Raw genomic sequence first — 26,209 nt, forward strand, 5'->3', positions numbered from 1 at the left:
CCGCACATCATTTCCTGTGTATTGGAGTTTCGCCATGACTGACTGCGGTTCGGTCCCTCCTCACCTTGTCAGCCTGGAGAATTCGCGTTTCTCAGCAGTCCTCGGGCGGCGGCTAGGCCACGGCCCTTGGGGGTTTTACCGCTCCACGCGCTTTAGAGGTTCCGGCGCTCCCCGCCGTACCGAAAAACAAAATATTTTTGGCTGCGTTGATGTCCCTATCGTGGGTGGCCCCACATTCACAAGCCCATGCGCGCACTTTGAGCGGCATGGACTCTTGCACAGCCCCACACGCCGAGCACGTCTTGCTGGTGGGTGCCCAGCGGTCCACGATCAACACCTCCCGGCCATACCAGGCGGCCTTGTACTCCATTTGCCGTCTGAGCTCATACAGCCCGCAATCAGCTATGGCTTTACTCAGGCGTCGGTTTCTCAACATCCCTTGGATATTCAAATCCTCCAGGCAGATCACTTGGTTCTCGTTGACTATCTTGGAGGATTGTTGGTGCAAAAAATCCCGGCGGCTATCGGTTATCCGGGCATGGATGCGCGCTACCCGCTGTTGCTGCTGGCGGCGACGCTGAGAGCCTTTCTTTTTTTTGCTCAGGCGACGCTGGGCCATTTTCAATTGCCGGGCATAGTGATAGGTGTATTTGGGCGCACCCGACTTCCAGCCTTCGGAAGTAATGACCACATCCTTAACCCCCACATCCACGCCGATAGCGTTCCTTCGCACAGGCAAGGGGAGAATCTCCACCTCGCAGGTCAGGCTAACGAAGTAACGGCCCGCCGGGGCTTGGCTGACCGTGACCATCTTGGGGATGCCCTCGATACCACGGGACCATCTCAACTTAACTCTGCCAAGCTTGGGCAGCTTCAACAGCTTGCTTTCAGCGTTGAAGTTCTTCGCCACATGGCGTTGGTCCAACTGATAGCGTACCGATTGCGTGTGGTGGCGCTTCTTAAAGCGGGGATACTTCGCTCGACCTGCGAAAAAGTTCCTGAAGGCCGTATCTTGGTCCCTGAGCTTTTGGGTATGGCAACTAGCGGTGGCTTCGCTCAACCAGGGGCATTGCGTCTTTTTCAGTGCCGTCAATTGGCGACTAAGACTTATAGTATTCGACGACTCCCCCTGCGCTTGATACGCCTTCGTTCGGGTTTCCAAGGCCCAATTCCACACATAACGGGCATGGCCAAACTCAAGGGCCAATTGCCGCTTTTGCGTGGGCGTTGGGTAAAACCTGAACTTGTAGGCGCATTGTATTATCATACATCAATTGTAAAACCATTGTATGGTGCTATCAAATGGCTAGGGAGTTACTCAATGTTCGTATCGATGCTGAGCTTAAAAATCAACTCCAAGCGTTGGCTAAGAGGGAAAACAGAACGCTATCGAATTTGGTCGAGACGGTGCTGGCCAATGACGCAAAACGCGAATCCATGGCGAAACGAAAGTAAGGCGGCCCTCGCGCTCCGTGCGCCGTTTCACTTCGCATCGCCGCTAGGGGGTCATCGTACATCCCTGTACTCCTTCAATGCTAGGGAAATTGTTTGGATATGTCAATAGGATATACACTAGTATCATAATCGCGGAAGTCGTCGGCGTTCATGGCCTCGCGCAGGTCGTCGGCGATGGCCCAAAGGGTTTTGCCCAGTTGGCTGAGTTGATCCTTGCTCATGGGTAGCGTTCTTCTATGGATTGGATGATATTTTTCTACCAATGCTCGGGCAAACGCCTTGAGGTATGAAACACACGCAGAACCTCGATCTGTTGCAGGCGCGGCCTCACGCGATAGGGCACAAGATAGTGCGTATCAGCAACCACCAGTTCACGCGTACCCGGCACTCGGCCTGGTCGGCCCAGCGCCGGATTATCGGACAGCAAGTTGATGGCATCCACAATGGTTTGCACCACCCGCCTGGCGGCGGCCGGGTTGTCTTGAGCAATATAGGCGGCTTCCGCATCAAGGTTTTGCAATGCCTTGTTCAACCACTTAACTTCCACCCACTCGCCACTTACTCAGGGTTTGGCTGACAGCCTGTTGCGAGGCAAAGTCGCCCTGGTCGGCTTCCTTGATAGCGCTTTCTATTTCGCCTACCTGCCATTCGTTCAGCTCGATAAAGTCTTGCAACGCCTGCACGGCAAGAAAAGATTTGGAACGGTGCATCGCCTTAGCCAACTGATCCAGGCGATTTTTGAGTTCCGGATCAAGGCGCAATGTCATGGTTGTGGTCATGGAAATACCCTCATGTGTTCTTTTGTATACAATAGCACACATGCCAGATACCGGCAAATCCGGTTAGCGTATTGGGGCAATCGAGTCATGCATGGACTTCCTCCAGCGAAGGAAAGAGCTGCTGCATCAGTCCTTTTTTGTGGGTTTTGAGGGCGTCGATTTTTTCCGCCTGGGCGGCAATCAGGGCATCGAGGGAGGAGAGGCAATGGGCGATTTTTTGTTGTTCGCGTTTTTCATATGGAAAACAAACTTTAATCTTTGACAACCGCCCGGAGGAGATGCCCAAAACCTTAGCGCCTTGAGATTCTCTTTTGATCTGTTCTCGAATTAAGCCAGACTTAAATAGATAACCACCAAAACCAATAACTAAGTCATTATTTTTTTGTCGCGCCAGCAATGTATGCAGTCCAGATAGTATTTTTTCGTTACCAGTGTTTACGATTTCAATGCTTTTCCCTACATCTTCGACGTCCTCTGAAGCATCTGCGAATACGATATCGCCCTCTAAGCAATAGCTGTCATCTTTTATCCGTTCTAGCGATTCAGTCCTATTAATATATGGAACGTATTCTTGTGTTACATCGAACAACGTAGAAAATTTTGTATGGATGTCTCCGTAATGAATATTTTTTACTTCCCCTTTTTCGTAATTCAACTTGTCTCTTGAATACGTATTTGTTGAGAGGAATCGGTACACGTCACTCATCTTTTTACTTGTCCAACGCCCCCCATCCCGAAACTTGGGAAAGCGCAGCCGGGGGACGGTTTCGCCGGCCCGGGGGAAGAGTTGCTGCATCAGTCCTTTTTTGTGGGTTTTGAGGGCGTCGAGTTTTTCTGTCTGGGCGGCAATCAGGGCATCGAGGGAGGAGAGACAATCGGCGATTTTTTGTTGTTCTTCATGGCTTGGCACTGGCACTTTGAGGCTTAAGATGTCGCCCCGTGAGAGTCCCGGAATAAGGTTCCCAGAGGCCAGAGCAATCAGCCGCAGGCGCTGCGTTATCAGAAAATGGAAAATAAACTCTCCGTGTGCTGTACGTGCTCTGACTGCCATCAACTGACGACCCATAGCCACTTCATCGAGCTCTAAGTTAAGCAGCTCGCCCACACCGCTCCCCTTTACAGTTATTAGTGTATCCCCCGCGCGCCCTACGTTTGCACTACGAGTTGTCCATTTACTCACTAAAGCTAAGTCATTTGTGTAATCTGATGGCCCTGTGAAATACGGGATGTCTCCCGTGTCTGTATATCCGTCCGGTGAAAGATGAAGCCCCGAGAGGAGTTCAACTTGCGTTGAAAGCGCAACTTTCTCCCACTCTCCCGCATCCCGAAACTCAGGAAAGCGCAGCTTGGGCACCCGCATTTGTTTGTCATTCTTCATTGCCTTACTCATAGGCCGCCAACCCTGAAATTTCCCGCCCTTGGGCCTGCTTTTTCAGAAACGGCGCTAGCTCTTCCATCAGTGCCAGCTCCGCCTTGCTGCGTGCTTTCCAGCCTAGCTCCAAGGGCGCGAACAGATCGCTTAACTGCTCGCCGTCGAAGATCATGCGGTCGAGAATGGCCTCCACGAAAGCTTTGAGGGTGCCAGCCTGCAAGTTGTGCCGGGCGGCCATGTTGCTCAGTTCGCTGTCGGCTTTTTGCGCTTTAAAGGCTTGGTAGCCATCGCGGATGGCTTCCTCGCTCAACCCTTCGCCCGCTTGCAGGCTGTTGATGTAAGCGATGATGTGGTCGCGTTCCTCCATGAGATTACTGCTGGCGGCGAGCATGCTGACCAACTGCTCGCGGCTCATGGTCTGCTTGCCGGGCTTCTCCTGACTGAAGCGGGCGGCCAGGCCCATGATGTAGTCGTAGTCGATCAGCGCCGAGGAAAAGAGCACAAACTCAAAATCGAGCTGCTCGATGGCTTCCTGGGCATCGCTGGCTTCCTGCCGCTTTTGCCCTGCTGGTCTTTGAGGCGCTGGGCGGTTTCCAGATAGGACCCTCGCAAGGCTCGAAGCGCTTCCTCGGGCAAAAGACGATTGATTTTCTCCGCTTGGGCTTCGTCGAGATCGGTGTATTGATCGAGCTGGGTCTTCAGGCGTTGGACTTCCTTAAAGCGGTTGACGAACTCGGCGCGGGCGGCGTCGCCCTTGAGGTTGTAGACGGCTTTTGGCTCTAGCACCTTGTTGTTTTCCTCTTCATTCGCTACGTGGTTAGGGACGCCTTGCTGGGCCATGAACTGTTTTATCCCCGCCACGGCTTGCTCGTATTTCTCAATCATCTTGGGGGCAGGGTCCACCAGCCAGATCTCCCGGGAGCGGCTGGTTTCCTCGCCGGAGAACAGGGCGATGGCCTCATCCACCGCTTTTTCCTGGCTCCGAAAGTCGAGGATGTTGCCGTAGGGCTTGGTGTCGTTAAGCACGCGGTTGGTGCGTGAAAATGCCTGAATCAGACCGTGGTGCTTGAGGTTTTTGTCCACATAGAGGGTGTTGAGGTATTTGGAGTCGAAACCGGTGAGCAGCATGTCCACCACGATGGTGATGTCGATCTTATTTTGGTGGGGGTAGTCGCTGTTGGGGTACTGCTGATCCTTGATGCGCTGCTGCACGTCTTGGTAGTAGAGATCGAACTCGCTGATGCTGTGGTTACCGCCGTACTGGGCGTTGTAGTCGGCCATGATGGTTTTGAGGGCGGCTTTCTTTTTCTCCGGCTCTTGCTGGTTGTCGGCCTTTTCCTGGGGCAAGTCTTCTTGCAGTTGCTTCACGTCTTTGTTGCCGTCGGCGGGGGGTGAAAACACGCAGGCGATATTCAGCGGCTGGAACGCGGGGTCTTGTTCTTGTGGCGCGGCCTGTTCCGCTTTGAACAGTTTGTAATAGGCAATGGCCTGGTTGATGGAGGAGGTGGCCAACAGGGCATTAAAACGCCGCTGGTGGGTGGCGGCGTTGTGTTTGTCGAGAATTGACTCCACCACGGCCTGCTGGGTGATGGCCTCGCCGGGTTTTGCCTTGGGCTGCTTTTTGCCGTTGTTGGCGGCATGGGCCGATTCTTTCGTCCTTGCACTTTCGGGTTTGAAATAGTCGATATGAAAGCGCAGCACGTTGCGGTCATCGATGGCATGGGTGATGGTGTAGGCGTGTAGCTGCTTTTCGAAGATGTCCTGGGTGGTTCGGTAGGAACCGATGGTGCCGTCGATCTGTTTGTGGTTGGCGTTGTCTTCAAAAATGGGCGTACCGGTAAAGCCAAAGAGTTGCGCCTTGGGGAAAAAGGCTTTAATGGCCTTGTGGTTGTCGCCAAACTGGGAGCGGTGGCATTCGTCAAAAATAAAGACCATGCGTTTGTCCCCCAGCGGTTTCAGCCGCTCTTTATAAGTGGACTTGCCCCTGTCTTTGCGCTGCTGGTTGCGCTTGCTGTTTTCATCCAGCGCCAGGCCCAGTTTTTGAATGGTGGTGACGATGACCTTGTCGGCGTAGTCCTCGGACAGCAGGCGGCGCACCAGGGTTTCGGTGTTGGTGTTTTCCTCCACGCAGCCTTCCTGAAACTTGTTGAATTCCTGGCGAGTTTGGCGATCGAGGTCCTTGCGATCCACCACGAACAGGCATTTTTCAATGTCCGGGTTGTCCTTGAGGAGGGTGGACGCCTTGAAGGAGGTGAGGGTTTTGCCGCTGCCGGTGGTGTGCCAGATGTAGCCATTGCCCCGGTTCTGGTGAATGCAATCCACTATGGCTTTGACCGCATAGATCTGATACGGGCGCATGATCATCAGCTTTTGCTCGCTGGCCACCAGTACCATGTAACGGCTTATCATCTGGCCCAGGGTGCATTTGGCGAGAAACTGCTCGGCAAAGTCATCCAGATGGGTAATTTTGCGGTTGTCTTCGCTGGCTAGTTGGTAGATGGGCAAAAAACGCTCATCGGCATTAAAGGCGAAATGCTGGCTGTGGTTGTTGGCAAAGTAGTAGGTGTTGCCGCGGTTGCTGACGATAAACAATTGCATAAAGCACAGCAGCGTATTGGCGTAGCCGTTGCCGGGGTCGTTTTTGTACTGGACGATCTGCTCCATGGCGCGGCGCGGGTTGATGCCGATGGTTTTCAGCTCGATCTGCGCCACGGGCAGGCCGTTGAGCAGCAGGATCACGTCGTAGCGATGGTGACTGTTATCGGTGTTGATGCGCAACTGGTTGATCACTTCAAAGTCGTTTTTGCACCAGTCCTTGAGGTTAACCAGCATGTAGTCCAGTGACGTGCCGTTCTCGCGCTGAAAGTGAGCGTATTCGCGCAGGGTTTTGGCGGCCTGGAAGACGTCGGCGTTGACGATTTCGTCGCGCAGGCGGGCAAACTCCGCATCCGTTAGGCGGACATGGTTGAGCGCTTCAAATTTCTCGCGGAAGTTTTGCTCCAGTGCGGTCTTATCACGGATGTCGGGGCGGTAGGTGTATTTTAGCTCTTGGAGCTTGTGGATTAATTTTTCCTCGATATCGCTTTCTTTTTGGATCATTTAAATAACTTTTTATCCATTTCTACTCGATTATATTTTTTCGCCGAGCTAGCCAGCTCGTTTGGCATTCTACAAATCGAATGGTTGCTGTCTCAGCGGGGTGGGCTGGGACTCATAACGAGGCAAAGCCGCGTAGCGGTGTCCGCTCCAACGGAAGATAAGGCGGCGTTTGCGCCGACCTATTGTCTGAGATCAGGTGCGTTTGAGATGATGACCATTTTTGCGGCAAGCAAAAATGGGCAGCGGGTCGAACGTCACCTGCAGCGATTTGTTAGAGGGCTAATTGCAACCAACTTTCACTGTGAAATTGGTTGGATAGTAAGCTTTAGCCCGAGCCCCTTGGCTACCTTTTGGACAGTAGCAAAGCTGGGATTACCTTCCGGGGAAAGTGCCTTATATAAGCCTGCACGGGTTAGACCTGAATCTCTGGCTAGTTGACTCATATTGCGAGCACGAGCAACAACCCCGAGAGTATGAACGATGAATGCTGGATCATCACCACCTTCATCTTGGCAGGCTTCTAGGTAAAGACGGATATCTTCTTCCGTTTCAAGATAGTCAGCACTGTCATAATGACTGAATTTTTCGGCCATGTTCAACCCTTCCATTCTTCAGCTATGCGTTTGGCCTTGGCAATATCTTCTTGCTGTGTACGTTTGTCACCACCGCATAATATGAGAACCAAAACCTTACCTTGCTGCATGTAATACACCCGGTATCCGGGACCATAATCGATCCGCATTTCACTCAACCCTTCGCCTATAGGCTGAACATTACCAGGGTTGCCGAAAGCCAGCCGATCAATTCTTGCGCTGATACGGACAGCTGCTCGACGATCCCGCAGTTTTTTGAGCCAACAGTTAAAAGTCTCGGATTTGACGACTTCGATCATGTGTCTATTATAGTATACAGTCCACTAAGATGTAAACCGCAGGATACAGAAGCCCAAACCCTGCTCTTACCATACGACAGGGTAGGGATGGCTCATCACGGCATAGACGCAGATGGCCATAGCGAATACGGACGATAAACTCTTGAGTTTGTCGACGACCCATGGGCGGCGATGTTCGTAGCTGCGACCGGAGAAGTCATCAACGCTGCACAGGAACGCACGACGCAGTGGTAGTACGGCGATCGACGAGGCTGATTCGAACCGAGCGCGCTTGTGTCATGGTGGAAGTCTAGCGGATCAAAACAGAAAACGGGAAGGGTAACAATATATGGGTGTCCTTTGTTCGGGAGATAGGCGGCGCTTTGCTCCGCCGTGGCGACCGGGGGTCCGACTGACGCTACTTGTTAGACATTCTGCGACTCTATCATCGCAGGGTATTTGGGGAGGTCTTTAGACATACAGTCCCAATTGGCAGCCTGGCTGCAATAGATATCAGCCCTCGGATTGTAAAGCGAAGTATCGTCAAGCGTTCCTGCCCGAATCGATATTAAAGGTTTAGCAATCTCGGCATCCCCAATTACCTGTGCCCCACATTTCGGGCAGAATCCTCTTCGGATCTTTTTCCCACTGCCTCCGAAGCTTTCAAAGTAACTGAGGGGGCCATTAATATGCAGATCTTCTCTCTTAAAGAACATGACAGGCGCATAAGCAGCCCCCGTAGACTTCTGACAATCATGGCAATGGCAGTTAAACTGAAGAACGGGATCAGAGCTGCACTCATAGCTCACCGTTCCACACAAACAACGACCTGATATCGTCATATCAACCAGCCTTTAATTGCGAAACGTATAATAAGCTTGGCTCAGCCGCGCGCGTTTTTTGCGCGTCGCGCTGGAGCTACTCGTTATGCAGCGACTTCGATGATCTCGATGCTTGAGGTGGAAGCTGGAATATCTTCTCCATCTTCTTTGAGTCCTTGAGTATGAAATTCGACAGCTTCCTGGATAAGTTTTATTGCTTCTTCGCGTGTCTCTCCTGCGGCGACGCAGCCAGGTAAATCTGGGACATACGCACCATAGCTGGATTCGCCCTGCTCAATTACTACGGCATATTTCATGTTTCTATCCTCATTCCTTTAATCCAGATTGCTTAAGTGTGGCGTTTAATGCGCCCTTTGGCATCTCCACACTGGGTTTGCCTGCGATTGTTACTGTGCCTAGTTTTGATGGATGTTTAAATTGTCTGTGACTTCCCTTAGTTCTTACGAGTTGCTAGCCATCCGCCTCAACTTCTTTCAGTAACTCCTTTACTTTCATTAGCGTCCCTCTATAGGTATTACTCAATAATTATTAAGCTGCATAACATGAAATAGACTGACTAAGCTGCGTCTTATAAGACGCATCCCCTCTCTATAAAACGGGAAAAAATCGTTGACATCATACTTGTAGCTGAAGTTATTTATTTTGCCAATCTGTAATAGACGCATGATCTCAAAACCCAAGTCTCAACCTAAGCTCCTTGAGCAAGTGCGGGAGGCTGTTCGTGTCAGGCACGAGAGCATCCACCCGGAACAGGAAGAGAAAGAATCCACCATCGGGTTTCGTGGGTGTGCTATATCATGTGATTTTGAGAATAGGTAGGAAGACATCTCTAGCTAAAGAGTGAAGATAGAGAGCCCTGGTGGGAATTCGTTGGCGCTGTTTGCAACTGTTTTAATGGGGGGTTGTGCATGCCTATTGGTAGATGAGCAACTATTATCATTGGGTAATGGAAAAAGTTGACGGAACCTTATCGCAGGAGATATGGCAGGTGAAGAACGTCTATACGCAGCGCTTTAATCATTAGGAAAATTATTTGCTGGGACTGGCGAGATAAGAACTCTTGAGTCTGCAGTGAGCCGGTATGGTTGGAAAACCGGAAGATTGGTTTTGGAGCAGTGACCAGCTGATGCTCGGAGAAATGGATGTGCTGTAGTGGCTGGATATGGATTAGCTATTGGTCGTTTCAGTAGGCAGCGGAAAAGGGCGATTGAGTCTTACTGTCGATATAATCGTGGGCCAAGTTGCTCACGTTTTGCTATGAATTCGCGCTATGGTTTTCTCGCTCCCGGAGCCTAGGGTGGGGAGCACCCGAAGTCAAAGCGCATGGAGCGGTCAAGAACCCAAGACCAAAGTCGTTCCTTCGTCGAGGACTGCCGGGAAACACGAATTCTCCAGGCCGAGTTTTGTGGAAACAAAATTGAAATCAGCCATGACGAAACTCCAAGGTTGTGTTCCGTGGAAGCCGGAGGCGGTTACCCACCTCCGGCGGCTTGGTGAGAGATTCAGTGATACCAAAATTCGGTTGTTCACGTTACGCTTTGGTAGGCGGAGGGGGGGGATTGCCGCGAAGATTAATCAAGCCATCCACGACTCCGACCAGGGCCAGCCCAATGATAAAATGAGGGGGCAGCAGGAAAAGTCCCAGGTAGATAGGCAACAGCCACCATTGGGATAAGTTGCGAGCAGCCGTCATGCTATGCATGGCGGCTAATCCCTGGAACAAATACATCATGACCGCTACGATAAACAGATCGGTCAATATGTGGCCTCTCTCGCCGAGAGCTCCCGTAAGCACCGGAGCAGAGAGAAGCACGGTGAGATAGGTGAGGATGCGGGGCAACCGTAACTCGTAGAACTCTTTTGCAAAGCCTCCAGGATTGTAGAGAAGGGATTGCCACCAGCGGGCCAGCAGAATGGTCAACATAAGATTAAGCCCAAAAATCATGGCCACCAGGCCGTTCATCAAGGTGAGCGCCCCTTCTTGAGCGATTTCCTCAACCGTGACGCCCTCGATATTTGCCCGGGTCATGGCCTGTTCAATCCATTGTTGCCACCAGGCGGTGACATCGCCCGTTAGCGCGTGCATGCTCACAACAAACAGGGCGGAGAAGCCTCCAACCATTAACAGGGTGGAGGCTTGGGATTGCGTGATCCGCAAGATCCAACACCCTAGGGTATTGGGGAGCCATAATCCCAGCAGCAGGAGAAGGGATAAGTCTGCCCTTCCTGTGATGGCTAAAAATATCGCCGCCACCACTAATGTCGCCCCCGCGGTAATGCTCAGCCCTTCTTTCATGCCGTGGCGCAAGGTCGTTAAGCCGACTGTGGCACCACTAAAGAGAGATAGGGGAGGGAGCGCAACAGCCAGCGCACCGAACAATCCCGCGGTAGCTATCGCGTAGAGGCGGCCCCGCATAATAAACCGGGCAAATTCACGCATGTTTTTATTCCCTATGATGTTTTTAGTCTTTAAAAGAAGCTTGCGTTATTCAGATGTTTATTCGCCACCCCAGCAAACGGATGATATAAGATTGGAGTTTCGCCATGACTAGCTGCGGTTCGGTCCCTCCTCACCTGGCTAGTCTGACCCATTCGCGTTTCCCGGCGGTCCACTATAATACTTCACGGCCAGTCCAGGCAGCCTTGTACGCAACCTGTCGCCGCGGTTCGTACAAGCCACCATCGGCGATGGCTCTGCTCAGGTGGCGATTGAGACGGATAGCGTTCAACGCCTCCATGCTCTCCCGGCACGCCTTTGTTCGTGCTTTCAGCGCCCAATTCCACACGAACCGGGCAGGGCCGAATTCAATGGTCCATTGCCGTTTCCGCTGGGGAATTGGGTAAAACCTGAATTTGTGGGCCCATTGCGTTACCATATTCCAATCGTAATACAACAGGGCTTCAATAACAATGGCAAGGGAATATTTAAATGTACGGGTTGATCCCGATCTCAAAAAGCAACTGCAAGCATTGGCTAAGAGGGAAAACCGAACCCTATCAAACTTGGTTGAAACCGTGCTGAGTAACTACGCAAAACGCGAATCCATGGCAAAACGCAAGTAATGTGGCCCTCGCCCTCGATGCTTCCCACTACGCGGCGCACGCTCGCCGAGGAGAGCATTATACGTCCCTGCATTTCTTCAATGAGTTTTTAACCTAGACGACTGTAAGTTTAGGTGATATTGCTAATGGGCAAGGGTGGACACCTAGAGGATAAGATTTTGGAGGAGCTTTCCGTTGATTTCAGAGAATGTTGGCCATGGACTTGAAATAACCACCCCTAACAGCTCCCAATCCCCCCCGTGTATAGGGATTGCCTTGGGGGGTGGTGCCGCCCGCGGCTGGGCCCATATTGGCGTACTCCGTGCTTTGGCGGAAAAGGGCATTGTTCCCGATGTCGTGGCGGGTTCCTCCATCGGGGCGTTGGTGGGGGCGGCTTATGGAGCCGGAACTCTGGATAACTTGGAACGATGGGTCCGTTCGCTAACATGGAGAGACACCGTTGGCTTCTTTGATATTCGGCTTCGTGGCGGGCTTATCGAGGGTAAAAAACTCTTTAAATTTTTGGCCCGGTATTTTCCCTATGAGGAAATTCAAGACTTGCCCATGCCTTTTGCAGCCGTGGCGACTAATCTGGAAAATGGCCGGGAAGTTTGGCTGCAACAAGGCTCTTTATTGGAGGCGGTGCGTGCTTCCGCCGCTTTACCCGGATTGTTGACTCCCGTAAACTGGAACGGTCATTGGTTAGTAGATGGCGGTTTGGTGAATCCAGTGCCGGTAAGCGTCTGCCGTGCTTTAGGTGCAACGCGAGTCATTGCGGTAGATCTCAATGCCGGTTTATTGGGCCGGCGGGTGGTGGTGCGCTCGGCGGATCAACCTCGCCTCCTGGCCGCGCCGAACCCCCGGGGCCTGGGCTCTGCCCTAACGCAAGCCTTATGGGCCAGTTTTGGGAGTGAATCCGAAGGGCAAAATGAGAGTCAAGGGATGGATATTCCTCCTTCCTTGCTTGATATCGTCGCCAATAGTATTAATATCATGCAAGTGCATATTACCCGCAGCCGTTTGGCGGGAGATCCGCCAGATCTATCCATCACGCCTCGTCTTAACGATCTCGCGCTGTTGGATTTTCACCGGGCGGAGGAAGCTATTGCCGAAGGGCAAGAAGCCGTGGCTCGGGTTCGGGCAGAACTCGCTACCTTAATAAGGTAACCTCAGCGTTACCTCTCGACCGGGGAAGTCACAGGTATGGGAGATAGTTTGGAGAAGATTCAGCTGCTTTACAGGGAAGCGGACCGTCTTTATACACAGTCTCAAGTGGAGGCGGCGTTGGATCGGCTCGCCGGGGAGATTACGGCGGAGCTGAGTCGTCATAATCCCTTGTTGTTATGTTGTATGGTGGGGGGGATGATTCCTTGCGGATGTCTTCTGCCGCGGCTTGATTTTCCGTTGCAGCTGGACTATATCCATGTGACCCGTTACCAGGGGGCTATTAAAGGTGGGGCATTACATTGGCTACGCAAGCCTAGGGTTTCACTTCGGGATCGAGTGGTACTGGTAGTGGACGATATTCTTGATGAGGGACACACTTTAACCGCCATCAGGGAATATTGCCAGGGAGAAGGTGCAAAGGTTTATAGTGCCGTGTTAGTGGATAAGCGTCATGGGCGCAAGCAAGGCGCTCCGGCGGATTTCGTGGGACTTGAAACCGGTGATCGCTACTTATTTGGATATGGTATGGACTATAAGGAATATCTCCGTAACGCGCCTGGAATCTACGCGGTAAAGGGGTGATAAGGGTATTGTCATGACAGATCTTGCAATTATCGGCGGCACCGGGTTGGCTACCTTAAAAAATTTAGAGGTTACCTGGCGGCAAGTGGTACATACTCCTTTTGGGGAGCCTTCCTGTCCACTCACCTATGGTCACCTGTGTGGCAAGGAAGTGGTTTTTTTGCCTCGCCACGGTTCCGGGCATACGATTCCGCCTCACAAGATTAATTATCGCGCTAATCTCTGGGCTCTCAAAAAAACAGGTGCCACTCGGGTGATAGCTGTTGCCGCTGTGGGAAGTATTAGCACCGAGCTTGTTGTTAGCGAACTTGCACTTCCTGATCAGATTATTGATTACACTTGGGGTCGCGGGCATACTTTTTTTGAAGAAGACCTCAGAGGGGTTGTCCATGTTGATTTTACCTATCCTTATTGCTCGAAATTGCGGAGCTTGCTGCTCAAGGCCGCAGCGGCGGCTGGGTTAAGCATGGCCGATTGGGTGACTTATGGTGCTACCCAAGGACCTCGCCTAGAAACGGCGGCGGAAATCGATCGTTTGGAGCGGGATGGCTGCCATGTGGTGGGAATGACTGGCATGCCCGAGGCTGCTCTTGCACGAGAATTAGAGCTAAGCTACGCCGCGATTGCGGTCATTGCCAACCAGGCAGCCGGTCGCAGTGAGAATCTGATTGAGATGGCGAGTGTCGAACAAAATCTTAATAGAGGGATGGAGAAAGTCCGCCGGCTACTAGAGCAGCTCATCCCTCTGGCGTGATCTTTCTCCAATCGCTTCCCGGGAAATAATAGCACGGAAGCGTTATTGTTCGAGTATGCATTATTTGATCTATATGCCTGACACGGCTCGCACCTCGGCGTTTATGATGAAAGCGCTGGTGGGATGCCGCTTTTTCTAAGCGCCTTCGAGAAGGATTTAAAGCGTTAACTTTTATCCTCATCCTATTCGATAGCTGCCTCTTCCCACTCACAGCGCTACTTAACGCCCGTCCAGTGTGTGCTAGAAATTATTTTGTGCTTGCCATTTCGCAGGCGAGATTGACCAGCACGACACAGGCCGTATTCTTCTCGATATTTTTTCCGGAATACTTATTTATTAAAGCTGGATTTCATCTTTAACATGAACTCATAATTTGGGTAAATAATGTTCTAGGACAGACGGAATTCAGAAGCTATGGGAGGGAATATTTTTGTGAATAATAGAGACTATTATGGATTATATGGACTTATTTTAGGGGGATTGGTTGACGTCACTATCTTCTTGCAGTCAGCTAGCGCGGATGTTAGAGCGGTGCTTATTAAGGAGGGAGGATTCGTTGAGTCACTGTCGGCTATCGGCTATTTTGTTGGCGCGATACTCGTTATTCTTATAAGAAGAAAGTTTATTTACTATACTTATGCGGCATTTATTTTGATTCTTTTTGGGTTAAGGGAACTGGATTTCCATAATCGCTTTACCACGATGAGTGTGTCTAAAATTAAATTTTATGTGAGTCCTGAGGTGCTCCTATTAGAGAAAGTGATTGCTATAGCTATAGTCTTGCTGCTGCTATATATTCTGATTCGCTTAATAAAAACTCATTTTAATGGCTTGATAAATGCCATAAAAAAAGGAGAACCCTCGGCTTTAGGCGTCGGTGGGGGGATATTGCTGATATTGATAACTAAAACCCTGGATGGTTTATCGAGAAAGCTCGCAAGCGTGAATATCATTGTTAGCGATAATATGGCAAAGTTGGTGGAGACCGTAGAAGAAGTTTTTGAATTGGGTATTCCCCTTATGTTTATAATTGCAGCGGCGGCGCGTTTCCGAACGGCCCGATAGAATAGCGGCTACTCTATTTAAAATTTATACCAATGTCTTCCATTCTTTACTATGCCCACGATCCCATGTGTAGCTGGTGTTGGGCATTTAGTCCAGTTTGGCAAGAAACCCACGCGGCTCTTGCTGAAAGTATTCCGATCCAATATGTATTGGGGGGGCTGGCACCCGATACGAATCAGCCCATGCCTTTTGAGCTGCAACGGAAAATCCAAGGGATTTGGAAAACGATAAAAAAACAGGTGCCGGGGACAACGTTTAATTTTGATTTCTGGACCCAATGCCAGCCACGCCGTTCTACTTATCCAGCTTGCCGTGCGGTGATTGCCGCGACAAAGCAGGAAGCCTCCTGTGGGGAAACCATGATCCTGCTAATCCAGCAAGCCTACTATCTTCAGGCGCGTAACCCTTCTGATGATAGTACCCTTATGGAATTGGCCATGGAACTAGGGTTGGACCAGCAACGTTTTATGGCTGATTTAAATTCAGCGGCCACCCAGGAAGAGTTGTTTCGGCAAATACAATTCACGAGGCGGATCGGCGCCCAGGGATTTCCCAGTTTAATTCTCCATCAGGCAGGGAGATATCACCCCCTCCGTTTCAGCTACCAGGATGCTTCCACAACCTTAATACAAATTAAGGAACTATCGGATGCGCAGCAAGCTGGGGGTTAAGGTAACCCGCGGCCTTGCAAAAATTATTGTGCGTTCTTAAAAAGAGATTCAATCATCCCGCCCGCGTACTACCGCCTAGCAGGGTTAATACCTCGCCAGTGACATAACTGGAATCCGCTGTTGACGCAAAATAAACATAAGCAGGGGCGATTTCCTCGGGTTGAGCGGGTCGCTGATAGGGAGTTTGAGCGCCAAATTGGCTGACTTCCTCGGCGGGCCTATCTGCTGGGTTGAGTGGTGTCCAGACCGGACCTGGAGATACGCAGTTGACACGAATCCTGGCCTCTACTAGCTTTTGGGCGAGGGATTTGGTGAATGCATGGATAGCGCCTTTGGTAGAAGAATAATCCAGCAGCGCGCCGTTGCCCTCAAGGCCAGTAATTGACCCCGTATTAATAATCGCGCTTCCCGATTTTAAGTGGGGTACCGCCGCTTTTACCATATAAAAATAGCCATAGATATTGGTTTTGAAGGTGTGATCCCATTGCTCTTCCGTAAGTTCGTCTAGTTCCTTCCGGTGCTGCTGATAGGCGGCATTATTCACTAAAATATTTAGCTGGCCGAATTCCTGGATAGTTTGCTCCACGGCGCTTCGGCAGAAGGCGCTGTCACTCACATCACCACAGACCAATAATGCTTTCTGTCCTTCGGCTTCAACTGCCTGCCGGGTTTCTTGGGCATCGGTATTTTCTTCGGCAAGATGGATGATGGTGACATTTGCACCTTCCCGGGCAAACAGGACGGCAACCGCCCGTCCAATGCCTGAGTCGCCCCCTGTAATTAAGGCCACTTGCCCTTGTAATTTATTCGCACCTTTATATAAGGGAGCTGAATAACGGGGCTGGGGCTGTAATTCGGATTCTTGCCCAGGTCTTTCTTGATGCTGTTCTGGAAAAGGAGGTTTTGGCTCCTGGTTTTCATTTGTCATGCAGGTGAATCCTCTGGAAGTAATGGGAGAATAGTTTTGAAGACATAGTGTAATTTCATTACATTTTTCACCTAGTTCAATTTTTTATAACAGTAAAAAAATAGCGAAAATATTTATCGATTAATTTAAGTGTAGGTATACGAAAAACATTTGCAAGGCGGCATTTCCCTTAAAATAATGAGAGATGTACGAAACCTGGAATAGGAGATGTCCTTAAAATCCTCTCTTACTGACGACAATTAGAAGATAATTTTATTTTTACTTTACGGGGTGAAAATTTCTCCTAATAACCTATCTTTATTAAGATAGATGGGGCTGTTCTAATTACCCCCTTATATACACTATCGAAAAGAAGGAGATATCATGCCTTACCAAAGCTTAAGGGAATTGCCTGATTCGGTTAAAGATAATCTACCCAAGCATGGACAGGAAATTTATAAAGAAGCCTACAATAATGCTTGGGAACAGTACGCCGATCCGGCTAAGCGTCGGGGTGACGAATCCCGGGAAGAAGTCTCCCATAAAGTTGCCTGGGCGGCCGTAAAGAATGAGTATGAGAAAAAAGATGATCGCTGGGTGCGCAAAAATAAATAATTAGATGGTTATCTACCTTCCTAGAAACTCCATGCTTACCATCGCTCCTGGATTTGGCTCAGCTATTCTTGTATTTGGATTTTATAGCTATAAAAACCCATACAGATCTGGAAAAGGGCCTCGGATTGCCGGTGATTAAAACTTGATTGGGTTATCTCCGCAATAAGGACAGGAAAATACTAAATACTTCCTTTATTATCGCGACTAGCTTCCTGCTTAAAAGCGAATGAAATGTTAATGAGCAATGGCGAGTGGTTATTTTTGCATTAACCCAATTAAGGAGAGTCGATGAGTCCCGCAAGGAGCAAAATTAATATGAGTAATCCAGCAATAAAGAGAGATAAGGTAATAAGAACAACCGACCAGATAGGCAATCCAGGGAGTCCCTCTTCCTTTAAAGCGCGGAAAGTCACGTAATAGCCCCAGAAACTAAGGATATGAATAGCCATGCCAATCACAATCAGGATGACGCCGGCGGCATAGACCGCCCACTTCGGCTCGGCTTCCGCCAGCAGTTTAATGTCTGCAAAGCCTAGAGCTATCGCCGCGATTCCCGTGCGCATCCAAGCGCTAAACGTTCGCTGCTCCGCGAGTAAGTTGCGGTGGAATGCTAACTCGGTACGGTCAGTCGCTAATTGTTGTTTACTTTTTTCTGGCATGCTTGATTGTGGGAAGTAAATCTATTTAAGTTAACGGATAAAATTCTACTGCCTTGCCTTATTCGCTAGCATAGGCCATAGTTGACAACAACGCCAATTCTGCTTGGCGTGAATCCAGCCGGGTATGCTGCACCACAATAGGCACATTAGATTGAATGATACTGGCGTAATCCGTGTCTTTTGGAATAGGCTCCGGATCATTCAGTTCATTGAAACGGACATGGCGGGTACGCCGAGCGGGGATGGTAAATTGGTAAGGGCCGATGGGTTCCCGATCGCTAAAGTAAACGGTGATAGCTATTTGGGCTTCTTGGTCGGTAGCATTAAGGATGCATGCCGTTTCATGGCTGGTCATTTGGGGCGCTGGCCCGGTGCTGCTGGGGGGGATATAGCCTTCGGCGATAGCCCAGCAAGTTTTCCCAATGGGCGTGCTCATCAATCTACCTCCTAGGGTAAAAATATTTAAAACTTGGAATCAGGATTTCTCCCTTTCCGTTCACCATTTTCGTTCCGGATAAGCGCCACGGGTTCCTCGTTGGCCTTCCCGGAGGGCCATCAGCAAAATTTGCGATAAATGCAGCGCAGAACGATCGGTCGTTTGAGTGATTTGTTCCTGACAGGCAAAACCATCGGTGATAATCAAGGTATCCTTTTCAGCCGCGCGCACGGCTGGCAGCAGTACCCGCTCTCCGATTTTAAGCGATAGCTCATAATGATCCGCCTCGAAGCCAAAAGGACCCGCCATGCCGCAGCAACCAGAATCCAGCCAATGATACTGAAGTCCCATCCGTTCCAGAATTTGCTTTTCCCCTTCCAGGCCGATCACCGCGTGGTGGTGGCAATGGGCATGAACCACGGCCTTGCGGTGGAGTAGTGGCGGTTCATAATTTTTCTGTTGGGCTAAAAACTCGCCCAGCATAAAGGTCTGTTGGCTGATGCGTCGTGCTCGATCATCCTTGGGAAACAGCTTGATTAATTCATCTCTAAAGGCGGCGACGCAGGACGGTTCTAGACCCACGATGGGAACTCCTTGAGAGACTTCCGGGGTCAGGGCATCGAGCAAGTGGGTGAGCCGCTTTTTGGCTTTATCCAACATGCCCCAGGCATAGAGAGGGCGGCCACAGCAAAGGGCAGGCGTGGGCACGATCACCTGGAAGCCGCCAGCTTCCAGCACTTCTACGGCAGCCACCAGAATTTCCGGGTGCAAATGGTTGTTAAACGTATCGGGCCACAGGAGCACCTTATGGCCCCCTGGGTTGCCGGGGCGATGTGGCCGTTGTTGGTACCAGCGTTTAAAGGTCTGAGGCGCAAAGCGGGGTAGCCGCCGTTCCTGGGCAATACCGGCGGCGAATTTGACTACATGGGAGAAAATAGGGGTTTGAGAGAAAAAATTAACCGCCCAAGGCGCTAGAGCAGCTAACCGGCTCGCCTCATAAATCCCGCCCATGGAATAAGCCACCCGCGGCCGCAGCCGGCCTTGAAAATGATGATAGTTAAACTCGGCCTTGTAGGTGGCCATATCCACATCTACTGGGCAGTCACTAAGGCACCCCTTGCAGGATAGGCAAAGATCCAAGGAATCATAGACCGCTTTGCTTTTCCAGCCTGCCGTTAGGGGCGCATCCTCATGGGTCATGCCGTAGATCATTTCATAGAGCAAGCGAGCCCGGCCACGGGTGGAATGCATTTCCTCTTTCGTGGCCATGTAGCTCGGGCACATCACGCCCTGGTGGTTACGACGGCATTCGCCTACCCCCACGCAACGTAAGGAAGCTTTGGAAAAGCTGCCGTCGTCTTCGGAAAAGGCAAAGACGGTCTTGAGCGTAGGGGGGCGGAAATCAGCGCCCAGCCGTAAATTGGAATCCCGTGGATAAGGATCAACCACCTTGCCTGGATTCATGTGATTTAGCGGGTCCCAGAGGGTCTTAAACTCTCGGAAGGCTTGGATCAATTCCTCCCCATACATTTTTGGCAGCAGATCGGCGCGGGCTTGGCCATCGCCATGTTCTCCCGACAGGGAGCCGCCGTAGCTCAAGACCAGATCCGCGGCATCATGGGTGAAGGCTTTAAAATTTTTAATGCCTTCCTTGGTAATAAGATCGAAATCGATCCGGACGTGAATACAACCATCGCCAAAATGGCCATAGAGGGAACAGTCATAATGGTAGCGTTTCAGCAACTGACGGAAGTCCCGTAGATACGGCCCCACTTTCTCCGGAGAGACAGCGGCATCCTCCCAGCCGGGCCAGGTATCTTCCTCGCCCCGTAGATGCGCCGTGGCTCCTAAGCCCGCTTTCCGTATTTTCCAAATACGTTCTTCTTCCTCGGGATCATCGAAGAGTTTCATATTCGGTGGATTGTCCGATTGCTTAAGAGCCTGCATCAGGCGCTTTGCTTTTTCGTCTGCCTCGGCCTTTGTTTCACCGCCAAACTCCACGAGCAACCAGCCGCCTCCCTCCGGTAGCAACGCCCGGCCCTTGGGATACATATGCTCTTTTTTCATGTACTTGAGCAGCAGATTGTCCATGCCTTCCAGCCCTATGGGAGCATACTCGAGAATTTGAGGTATATGATCGCCGGCGGTGTAAACATCGGGGTAACCGAGCACCACCACGGTACGACTAGGGGGACTTGGAATGAGGCACAGATCAGCTTGGAGCACGGTTACACAGGTGCCTTCAGTGCCTACTACTAAAGCCCGGGCTACGTTAAAACCGTTCTCGGGAAGCAATTCGTCCAAATTGTAGCCAGAGACTCGACGTGGTATTTTGGGGTAGCGTTGCCGGATCAAGTCGGCGTACTTATCCCGGATCGCTTTCAGGCCCGAATAGATTTCACCTCGTCTTCCGCCCGTCCGAATAATCTGTTCCAGTTTCTCTTCCGAAGTAGGACCGACCCACAGGCGCAGACCATCATAGGTGAGGATTTCCAAGGCGTTGACATTATCGGCGGTGCGGCCAGCCATGATGGAGTGAACGCCGCAGGAGTTGTTGCCGATCATACCCCCTAGGCTGTTATGATCGTGGGTTGAAGGATCGGGGCCGAAAGTAAGGTGGTGTTGTTCCGCTTCGTCGCGCAGGTCGTCCAGCACGCAGCCGGGCTCCACCCGTGCCCGGCGGCGTTCGGGATCGAGTTCAAGTACCCGCCGCAAATATTTGGACATATCCATGATGACCGCCGTGTTACAGCATTGCCCCGCCAAACTGGTCCCGCCCCCTCGCGCGAGGACCGGCGCCTGGTGCTCCCGGCAAACCGCCATGGTTTCGATAATGTCTTCCCGATTTTGAGGAACCACCACACCGATGGGAACTTGGCGGTAGTTGGAGCCATCGGTAGCGTATAAAGCGCGGCTGCCATGATCAAATCGCACCTCGCCCTGAATTCGCTGGCGCAGGTCGGCTGCCAGTGTTTCCGCGGCTGCCGGGGGGAAATTATTCGTTCGGGAAGCCATACACGTCTGAGGTTCCTTATAATCTATACATCTCTCGCTATCCAAATAATAGTCCAATAGTCCATCGTCATTGTATTATTGTCTTCTTCCCCGCCATTCAGGATAAGGAGGAGGCGCTGCCTCATCCTACCAGTCCTAGCGGTATGGTTTGATATCAACTAGTATTTAATCAACCCTAGTTACAGACAAGGAAAGAATCAATGCTTACCGACCAGCAACTAGGAACCGGTGTTCTGGTTACTCTCGCTCTTTGTCTCGGAGGCGCGGCTTTGCTGCGGTACCCAACGGTTGCCGCTAGAACGAAAAGGCGTGAGTACTCGGATTGCACATTTTCCCCTGTCGTCAATCCGCAACCAACCATCAGGGCGGCGCGGCGTTTAAACCGCGCCGCAGGATTAATTGCGACGTCCGCATTGCTGGACAGCGCGGTTGAGCATTACCGCGGCTCGTTTCAAAACAAAGCGATGTATACGCCGCTGATTGTCTCGGCATTAACCCTGGCTGTCAGCACCCATGGCACTGCTGATAGCCGTCCCGCGGTGCATAAGGCCCGCGACACCATCTACCTGGCGGCGGCGCTGACGGGTTTCATTGGCACCGGTTTTCATATCTACAACGTCAGCAAGCGGCCGGGCGGCTTCTCCTGGCAGAATTTGTTCTATGGCTCACCGTTGGGCGCGCCCGCCGCCGTTACCCTGTCCGGGCTGCTGGGCTATTACTCGGAACGCTTGCGCGAGAACGGGTCCGGCAAACCGGTCCGGGTTTTTGGCTTACGAGCTGGCCGCGCCTTGGCGGCGCTCTCCAGCGCCGGCATGGTGGCTACCGCCGCCGAAGCGGGATTGCTGCACTTTCGCGGTGCCTTTCACGATCCGTTCATGTACGCGCCAGTGACGGCGCCTCCGATGGCGGCAGCGCTGCTGGCTGAAACTGCGGGGAGTCACCCCAAGCCGCCCCGCCGCCTCACCCGCTGGTGGCTACGCCTAACCGCGCTGATCGGCTTCGCTGGCGCCGGCTTTCACGTCTACGGCGTGTCCCGCAACATGGGCGGTTGGCGCAACTGGCGCCAGAATGTGCTCAATGGCCCACCCATACCGGCGCCGCCCAGTTTCACGGGTCTCGCTCTCGCTGGCCTCGCCGCGCTTAGCCTGCTGGAGGAGCACGACGATGCCTGACCGCTATCCCGGCTACGACGTGCTTGCCAAGCGCAACACGCCCTCCTGGAACGAGCCGACCCGCCGCGTGATTGCCGCGCGCCTCGCTACGCCGGACGAGCCGCGTTTTTTCAATGCTGAGGAATGGCAAACGCTAACCGCGCTCTGCGCTCGCATCGTGCCGCAGCCGAAGAGCAGAGCGCCGGTTCCCATTGCTGCTCTGGTGGACCGCAAAATGGCTAATGACGAACGCGATGGCTACCGTCAAGCCAATATGCCGAAAATGCAGGAAGCTTGGCAACGAGGACTCGCCGCGCTGGACGCGATGGCGGTGGCGAAGCACAATCAACGTTTCCACGGGCTCGTCGCCATGGACCAGGACACACTGCTGAAGGCGATGCAGGCCGGCAAGCTCGGCGGTCCAGAATGGGGCGGTATGCCGGCGGATACATTCTTCTCCACCCGCGTCGCCCACGACATCCTTTCTGCCTATTATTCCCATCCGGCTTCCTGGAACGAAATCGGTTTCGGCGGCCCGGCGAGCCCCCGCGGCTATGTGCGGATGTACTACAATCGCCGCGATCCGTGGGAAGCAGTAGAGGCCAAGCCGGGCGAAGAAGCCAAAGCGCGCAAGGCCAACGAACGTGTCGGATGACGCCTTGCATGTGCCGCGCGGCAAGGACGGGCGCGCCCCCGATCCCCTGCGGGTCGGCGGTTGGGTGCCGATGCGACAATTCGGTGAGAATGAGGAAGTGGATTTCGCCATTATCGGCACCGGCGCCGGCGGCGGCACGTTGGCGGCCAAGCTGGCCGAAGCGGGCTTTTCGGTCATCGGTTTCGATGCCGGCGCATGGTGGCGGCCCCTTGAAGAATTTGCCTCCGACGAAACCCACCAAGGCAAACTCTATTGGACCGACGAGCGCCTTTGCGACGGCGATAATCCGCTGACGCTCGGCAGCAATAATAGCGGCAAGGCGGTTGGCGGCTCAACGGTGCATTTTGCAATGGTGTCGCTGCGCATGCGTCCTGAGCGGTTCAAGTCGCGCACCCTGCTCGGCTATGGCGCTGACTGGCCGCTCGACTGGCGCGAGATGTGGCATTATTACACCGAAGTCGAGCAGGCGCTGAAAATAGCCGGGCCGGTGACTTATCCCTGGGGTCCGCCGCGGCCACGTTATCCGTACCGCGCGCACGAGATTAATGCTGCCGGCTGGGTGCTGGCGAAAAGCTGTGAGGCGATGGGTATTCCCTGGTCGGAGACACCGCTTGCGACCGTATCCGCCCCGCGCGGCCGCTCGCATCCGTGCGTCTATCGTGGCTTCTGTGTGACGGGCTGTTCCACCAACGCCAAGCAGAGCGCGCTGATCACTTGGATTCCCCGCGCCGTAAAAGCCGGTGCGGAGATCAGGGATCTAGCGATGGTTGGGCGTATTGAAACCAATGACGCCGGGCGTGCCACCGGTGTGCATTATTACCGCGAAGGCGCTTGGCGCTTCCAGCGCGCGCGCAATGTCGTAGTCGCAGGTTATGGGATTGAAACTCCAAGGCTGCTGCTGAATTCGGCAAACGCGCGTTACCCCGATGGATTAGCGAACAGCTCCGGGCTGGTTGGTAAGTATCTCATGGCGCAGACCAACCAGGGCGTCTTTGGCGTGATGGAGGATGAGATCCGCTGGTACAAGGGACCGCCTTCTCTGACCCTGACGGAGCATTGGAACTACACCGATGAGGGCAAGGATTTTTTCGGCGGTTACGCCTACATGGCTCAAGGTCCGTTGCCACAAGCCTGGGCTGCGACGCAGGCTGGCAATCGCGGCCTGTGGGGCGATGCGCTGCTGCGCGAGATGGAAAAATATAATCACCAGGCGGGGCTTAAGATCGTCGGCGAAGTGCTGCCGCAGGAGCGCAACTGCGTCACTCTTGCCGACGAAAAGGATCAATACGGATTGCCTCTCGCGCGGGTAACCTACTCGCTTTGCGACAATGACCAGGCGCTGGTGAAACACGCGGTCGATTTCATGTCCCAAAGCCTCGCCGCAATCGGTGCCGGCGACATCTGGGCCGAGAGCGACGACACCTGCCATCTAGGGGGCACTGCACGCATGGGCGACGATCCGCGCAGCAGCGTCATCGACGCTGACTGTCGCTCGTGGGACATTCCCAATTTGTGGGTCTGCGACGGCTCGGTGTTTCCGGTCGTCGGCGGTGTCAATCCATCGCTGACCATCCAGGCCATTGCCTGCCGCACTGCTGATCGAATTCGGGCGATGGCGGCGCAAGGCACGCTTTGAATTTGGGCGTCCTTTCTCTCAGGGGACGCTAGAAAAGCTACCCGTCAGCAAGCCCAATGAATTTTAGTGGCAATACTACATAATGAATAAACTGACTTATCTATGGGAAGCTCTACGCGAAAGCTTGTGGTTCATCCCGATGTGTATTGTCATCGGTGCAGTCCTCCTTGCATTGGGGCTGATCGAGCTAGAGGCGGCTGTAGAACGCGAGCAGCTGGCAGAGCATTGGCCCACACTATTCGGAGTTGGAGCGGATGGCTCGCGCGCGCTGCTTTCAGCGATCGCCAGCTCCATGATCACCGTTGCTGGCGTTACCTTTTCGATCACGGTCGTCGCTCTGTCTTTGGCCTCGAGTCAGTATACGTCACGCATCTTACGAAATTTTATGCGGAATCGGAGCAACCAAGCAGTCCTCGGCGTCTTTGTGGGCGTCTTTGCTTATTGTCTCGTGGTGCTGCGGACGATTCGCGGTGGCGATCAAGGGGTATTTGTCCCGGGATTAGCGGTACTCGGTGCCCTACTGCTGGCATTCGTAGCCATCAGCTTTCTCATCTTTTTCATCCATCATATTGCCACCTCAATTCAAGCTACAAGTATTATTAAGTCGGCAGCCACAGAGACTCTTGAAGCCATTGACCGTTTGTTCCCCACGGAGATAGGTGAGGCCACCGCCGAGCATGTGGGTAATGCTCCAGGAGCAAGAGTGGACTTGGCGGCCCAGGCGTGGATAACTATCCCCGCTCAACAATCTGGCTATATTCAAGGGATCGACGCCGATGCCCTGCTTCACGTCGCCTGCGCTCAGGACATCATCGTGCGGATGGAAAAGGAAATTGGCGAGTTCGTCATCGAAGCTTCCCCCCTTGTGTCCGTAACTGGCAAGTCGCCAGGTGATGAGACCATTTGGGAGCTGAACGCAGCCTACACGATAGACTGGCGCCGCGCGGTGGAGCAGGACGCGACCTACGGTATCCAACAGATCGTGGATGTGGCGCTCAAGGCGCTGTCACCCGGCATCAACGACACCACCACCGCAATTATTTGTGTTGACTTCCTAGGGATGATTCTTGCACGTCTCATCGCCCGGCACATTGAAACACCCTACCACTCTGATAACGGGCAGCTACGTCTCATTACTCGCGGTCCCACTTTTTCTAATTTACTATCCCAAGCCTTTGATCAAATTCGCCGGAACGCCGAAGGTAATGTTGCCGTCCTCATTCGGCTTCTTCAGAGTCTGGAAACGCTTACCAAGTTAACGGTGAACGTACAACGGCATCAGGCGCTCCGTCAACAAGCCGCTCTCATCATTGAAACAGCCGAGCGTACTGTCCCCATGGCCTATGATCGCATGCCCATTCAAGCAATCCGAGATCGCATCTTTCCACTGCCGGCCGATGAAAGCCGGTAAAAGCACCCATAAATCATCAGCATAT

General features: G+C 52.5%; 30 protein-coding genes and 1 pseudogene. 13 read left to right on the forward strand and 18 right to left on the reverse strand.

What is annotated here, in order from left to right; translation table 11 throughout:
- Positions 1–112 precede the first annotated feature (112 nt).
- Entirely contained in the window at positions 113–1,267 is a 1,155-nt protein-coding gene (locus NOC_RS02470; RefSeq protein WP_011330343.1) for an RNA-guided endonuclease TnpB family protein, read from the reverse strand.
- A gap of 35 nt (positions 1,268–1,302) precedes the next feature.
- Between NOC_RS02470 and NOC_RS02475 the strand changes: the two genes are divergently transcribed.
- Entirely contained in the window at positions 1,303–1,455 is a 153-nt protein-coding gene (locus NOC_RS02475; protein WP_036497902.1) for a ribbon-helix-helix protein, CopG family, read from the forward strand.
- 80 nt (positions 1,456–1,535) lie between these two features.
- Here NOC_RS02475 and NOC_RS17235 read toward each other — a convergent pair whose 3' ends face one another.
- The 11 genes and pseudogenes from NOC_RS17235 to NOC_RS16625 form a co-directional block, all read right to left on the reverse strand.
- Positions 1,536–1,676, reverse strand: a complete 141-nt coding sequence (locus NOC_RS17235) for a hypothetical protein (protein WP_011330344.1) — start codon at positions 1,674–1,676, stop codon at positions 1,536–1,538.
- 35 nt (positions 1,677–1,711) lie between these two features.
- Positions 1,712–1,987: a type II toxin-antitoxin system RelE/ParE family toxin gene (locus tag NOC_RS02480; RefSeq protein ID WP_011330345.1), complete on the reverse strand. Its 276-nt coding sequence runs from the start codon at positions 1,985–1,987 to the stop codon at positions 1,712–1,714.
- Positions 1,988–1,991: 4 nt separating this feature from the next.
- Positions 1,992–2,234 (reverse strand): CopG family ribbon-helix-helix protein, encoded by a 243-nt coding sequence (locus NOC_RS02485; RefSeq protein WP_002812536.1) that lies wholly within the window; start codon positions 2,232–2,234, stop codon positions 1,992–1,994.
- Positions 2,235–2,319: 85 nt separating this feature from the next.
- On the reverse strand, positions 2,320–3,612 hold the full coding sequence (locus NOC_RS02490) for a restriction endonuclease subunit S (RefSeq protein WP_197538940.1): 1,293 nt from the start codon (positions 3,610–3,612) through the stop codon (positions 2,320–2,322).
- A 4-nt stretch (positions 3,613–3,616) separates the two neighbouring features.
- Positions 3,617–4,108 (reverse strand): type I restriction endonuclease subunit R, EcoR124 family, encoded by a 492-nt coding sequence (locus NOC_RS02495; protein ID WP_002813653.1) that lies wholly within the window; start codon positions 4,106–4,108, stop codon positions 3,617–3,619.
- Positions 4,087–6,705, reverse strand: a complete 2,619-nt coding sequence (locus NOC_RS02500; RefSeq protein WP_002813747.1) for a type I restriction endonuclease subunit R — start codon at positions 6,703–6,705, stop codon at positions 4,087–4,089. Before NOC_RS02500 ends, NOC_RS02495 begins: the two co-directional genes overlap by 22 nt.
- A gap of 296 nt (positions 6,706–7,001) precedes the next feature.
- Positions 7,002–7,298 carry an addiction module antidote protein gene (locus NOC_RS02505; protein WP_011330347.1) on the reverse strand — a complete coding sequence of 99 codons (297 nt, stop codon included), beginning with the start codon at positions 7,296–7,298 and terminating at the stop codon, positions 7,002–7,004.
- 2 nt (positions 7,299–7,300) lie between these two features.
- A complete protein-coding gene (locus NOC_RS02510) occupies positions 7,301–7,597 on the reverse strand; it encodes a type II toxin-antitoxin system RelE/ParE family toxin (RefSeq protein ID WP_002813764.1) in 297 nt (98 codons plus the stop codon).
- A gap of 404 nt (positions 7,598–8,001) precedes the next feature.
- Positions 8,002–8,418, reverse strand: coding sequence for a GFA family protein (locus NOC_RS02515; protein ID WP_011330348.1), 417 nt, complete (start codon positions 8,416–8,418; stop codon positions 8,002–8,004).
- 83 nt (positions 8,419–8,501) lie between these two features.
- The gene (locus tag NOC_RS02520; RefSeq protein ID WP_002812593.1) at positions 8,502–8,714 is read right to left on the reverse strand and encodes a type II toxin-antitoxin system HicB family antitoxin; all 213 of its coding nucleotides are present in this window, start codon (positions 8,712–8,714) and stop codon (positions 8,502–8,504) included.
- Positions 8,715–8,724: 10 nt separating this feature from the next.
- Positions 8,725–8,856 (reverse strand): annotated as a pseudogene (locus tag NOC_RS16625) (type II toxin-antitoxin system HicA family toxin); the annotation flags it as partial.
- A gap of 885 nt (positions 8,857–9,741) precedes the next feature.
- Between NOC_RS16625 and NOC_RS17240 the strand changes: the two are divergent.
- Positions 9,742–9,915, forward strand: coding sequence for a hypothetical protein (locus NOC_RS17240; protein ID WP_155814705.1), 174 nt, complete (start codon positions 9,742–9,744; stop codon positions 9,913–9,915).
- A gap of 34 nt (positions 9,916–9,949) precedes the next feature.
- Here the strand turns inward: NOC_RS17240 and NOC_RS02525 are convergent, their stop codons facing one another.
- Complete coding sequence (locus NOC_RS02525; protein ID WP_011330349.1) at positions 9,950–10,858, reverse strand: DUF2232 domain-containing protein; 909 nt, start codon at positions 10,856–10,858, stop codon at positions 9,950–9,952.
- Between the two features lie 172 nt (positions 10,859–11,030).
- Positions 11,031–11,372 carry a helix-turn-helix domain-containing protein gene (locus tag NOC_RS17790; protein ID WP_231561475.1) on the reverse strand — a complete coding sequence of 114 codons (342 nt, stop codon included), beginning with the start codon at positions 11,370–11,372 and terminating at the stop codon, positions 11,031–11,033.
- Here NOC_RS17790 and NOC_RS02535 point away from each other — a divergent pair.
- The 6 genes from NOC_RS02535 to NOC_RS02560 all read left to right on the forward strand — a co-directional run bounded on the left by NOC_RS02535 (position 11,329) and on the right by NOC_RS02560 (position 15,699).
- Positions 11,329–11,481, forward strand: coding sequence for a ribbon-helix-helix protein, CopG family (locus NOC_RS02535; RefSeq protein ID WP_002813220.1), 153 nt, complete (start codon positions 11,329–11,331; stop codon positions 11,479–11,481). The two genes, NOC_RS17790 and NOC_RS02535, sit on opposite strands and share 44 nt — an antisense overlap.
- Positions 11,482–11,655: 174 nt before the next feature.
- Positions 11,656–12,627 carry a patatin-like phospholipase RssA gene (gene rssA / locus NOC_RS02540; protein WP_011330350.1) on the forward strand — a complete coding sequence of 324 codons (972 nt, stop codon included), beginning with the start codon at positions 11,656–11,658 and terminating at the stop codon, positions 12,625–12,627.
- A 36-nt stretch (positions 12,628–12,663) separates the two neighbouring features.
- Positions 12,664–13,209, forward strand: a complete 546-nt coding sequence (locus NOC_RS02545; RefSeq protein WP_002812153.1) for a hypoxanthine-guanine phosphoribosyltransferase — start codon at positions 12,664–12,666, stop codon at positions 13,207–13,209.
- Positions 13,210–13,222: 13 nt separating this feature from the next.
- The gene (locus tag NOC_RS02550) at positions 13,223–13,963 is read left to right on the forward strand and encodes an S-methyl-5'-thioinosine phosphorylase (RefSeq protein ID WP_002812082.1); all 741 of its coding nucleotides are present in this window, start codon (positions 13,223–13,225) and stop codon (positions 13,961–13,963) included.
- A gap of 414 nt (positions 13,964–14,377) precedes the next feature.
- Entirely contained in the window at positions 14,378–15,028 is a 651-nt protein-coding gene (locus NOC_RS02555) for a hypothetical protein (RefSeq protein WP_002812554.1), read from the forward strand.
- Positions 15,029–15,060: 32 nt separating this feature from the next.
- A complete protein-coding gene (locus tag NOC_RS02560) occupies positions 15,061–15,699 on the forward strand; it encodes a DsbA family protein (protein ID WP_002813956.1) in 639 nt (212 codons plus the stop codon).
- 52 nt (positions 15,700–15,751) lie between these two features.
- On the opposite strand, the gene NOC_RS02565 is transcribed toward NOC_RS02560, so the two are convergent.
- Positions 15,752–16,627: an SDR family oxidoreductase gene (locus NOC_RS02565; RefSeq protein ID WP_002813062.1), complete on the reverse strand. Its 876-nt coding sequence runs from the start codon at positions 16,625–16,627 to the stop codon at positions 15,752–15,754.
- Positions 16,628–16,990: 363 nt separating this feature from the next.
- On the opposite strand from NOC_RS02565, the gene NOC_RS02570 reads away from it, so the two are divergent.
- Positions 16,991–17,221, forward strand: coding sequence for a ChaB family protein (locus NOC_RS02570; RefSeq protein ID WP_002813248.1), 231 nt, complete (start codon positions 16,991–16,993; stop codon positions 17,219–17,221).
- Between the two features lie 275 nt (positions 17,222–17,496).
- On the opposite strand, the gene NOC_RS02575 is transcribed toward NOC_RS02570, so the two are convergent.
- From NOC_RS02575 to NOC_RS02585, 3 genes are read right to left on the reverse strand one after another with little or no spacing between them, the layout of a single operon-like run.
- A complete protein-coding gene (locus tag NOC_RS02575) occupies positions 17,497–17,880 on the reverse strand; it encodes a YidH family protein (RefSeq protein WP_002813952.1) in 384 nt (127 codons plus the stop codon).
- A gap of 58 nt (positions 17,881–17,938) precedes the next feature.
- Positions 17,939–18,316, reverse strand: coding sequence for a sensory rhodopsin transducer (locus tag NOC_RS02580; protein WP_002812265.1), 378 nt, complete (start codon positions 18,314–18,316; stop codon positions 17,939–17,941).
- Between the two features lie 60 nt (positions 18,317–18,376).
- Positions 18,377–21,331: an FAD-binding and (Fe-S)-binding domain-containing protein gene (locus NOC_RS02585; RefSeq protein WP_011330352.1), complete on the reverse strand. Its 2,955-nt coding sequence runs from the start codon at positions 21,329–21,331 to the stop codon at positions 18,377–18,379.
- A gap of 200 nt (positions 21,332–21,531) precedes the next feature.
- On the opposite strand from NOC_RS02585, the gene NOC_RS02590 reads away from it, so the two are divergent.
- From NOC_RS02590 to NOC_RS02605, 4 genes are all read left to right on the forward strand, one after another.
- Positions 21,532–22,503: a hypothetical protein gene (locus NOC_RS02590; RefSeq protein ID WP_011330353.1), complete on the forward strand. Its 972-nt coding sequence runs from the start codon at positions 21,532–21,534 to the stop codon at positions 22,501–22,503.
- Complete coding sequence (locus NOC_RS02595; protein ID WP_011330354.1) at positions 22,496–23,137, forward strand: gluconate 2-dehydrogenase subunit 3 family protein; 642 nt, start codon at positions 22,496–22,498, stop codon at positions 23,135–23,137. Before NOC_RS02590 ends, NOC_RS02595 begins: the two co-directional genes overlap by 8 nt.
- Positions 23,127–24,773, forward strand: a complete 1,647-nt coding sequence (locus tag NOC_RS02600) for a GMC family oxidoreductase (RefSeq protein WP_002813250.1) — start codon at positions 23,127–23,129, stop codon at positions 24,771–24,773. Before NOC_RS02595 ends, NOC_RS02600 begins: the two co-directional genes overlap by 11 nt.
- Before the next feature lie 82 nt (positions 24,774–24,855).
- On the forward strand, positions 24,856–26,184 hold the full coding sequence (locus NOC_RS02605) for a DUF2254 domain-containing protein (protein ID WP_011330355.1): 1,329 nt from the start codon (positions 24,856–24,858) through the stop codon (positions 26,182–26,184).
- The last annotated feature ends 25 nt before the right edge of the window (positions 26,185–26,209 follow it).

The organism is Nitrosococcus oceani ATCC 19707 (genome assembly GCF_000012805.1).
GTDB lineage: Bacteria > Pseudomonadota > Gammaproteobacteria > Nitrosococcales > Nitrosococcaceae > Nitrosococcus > Nitrosococcus oceani.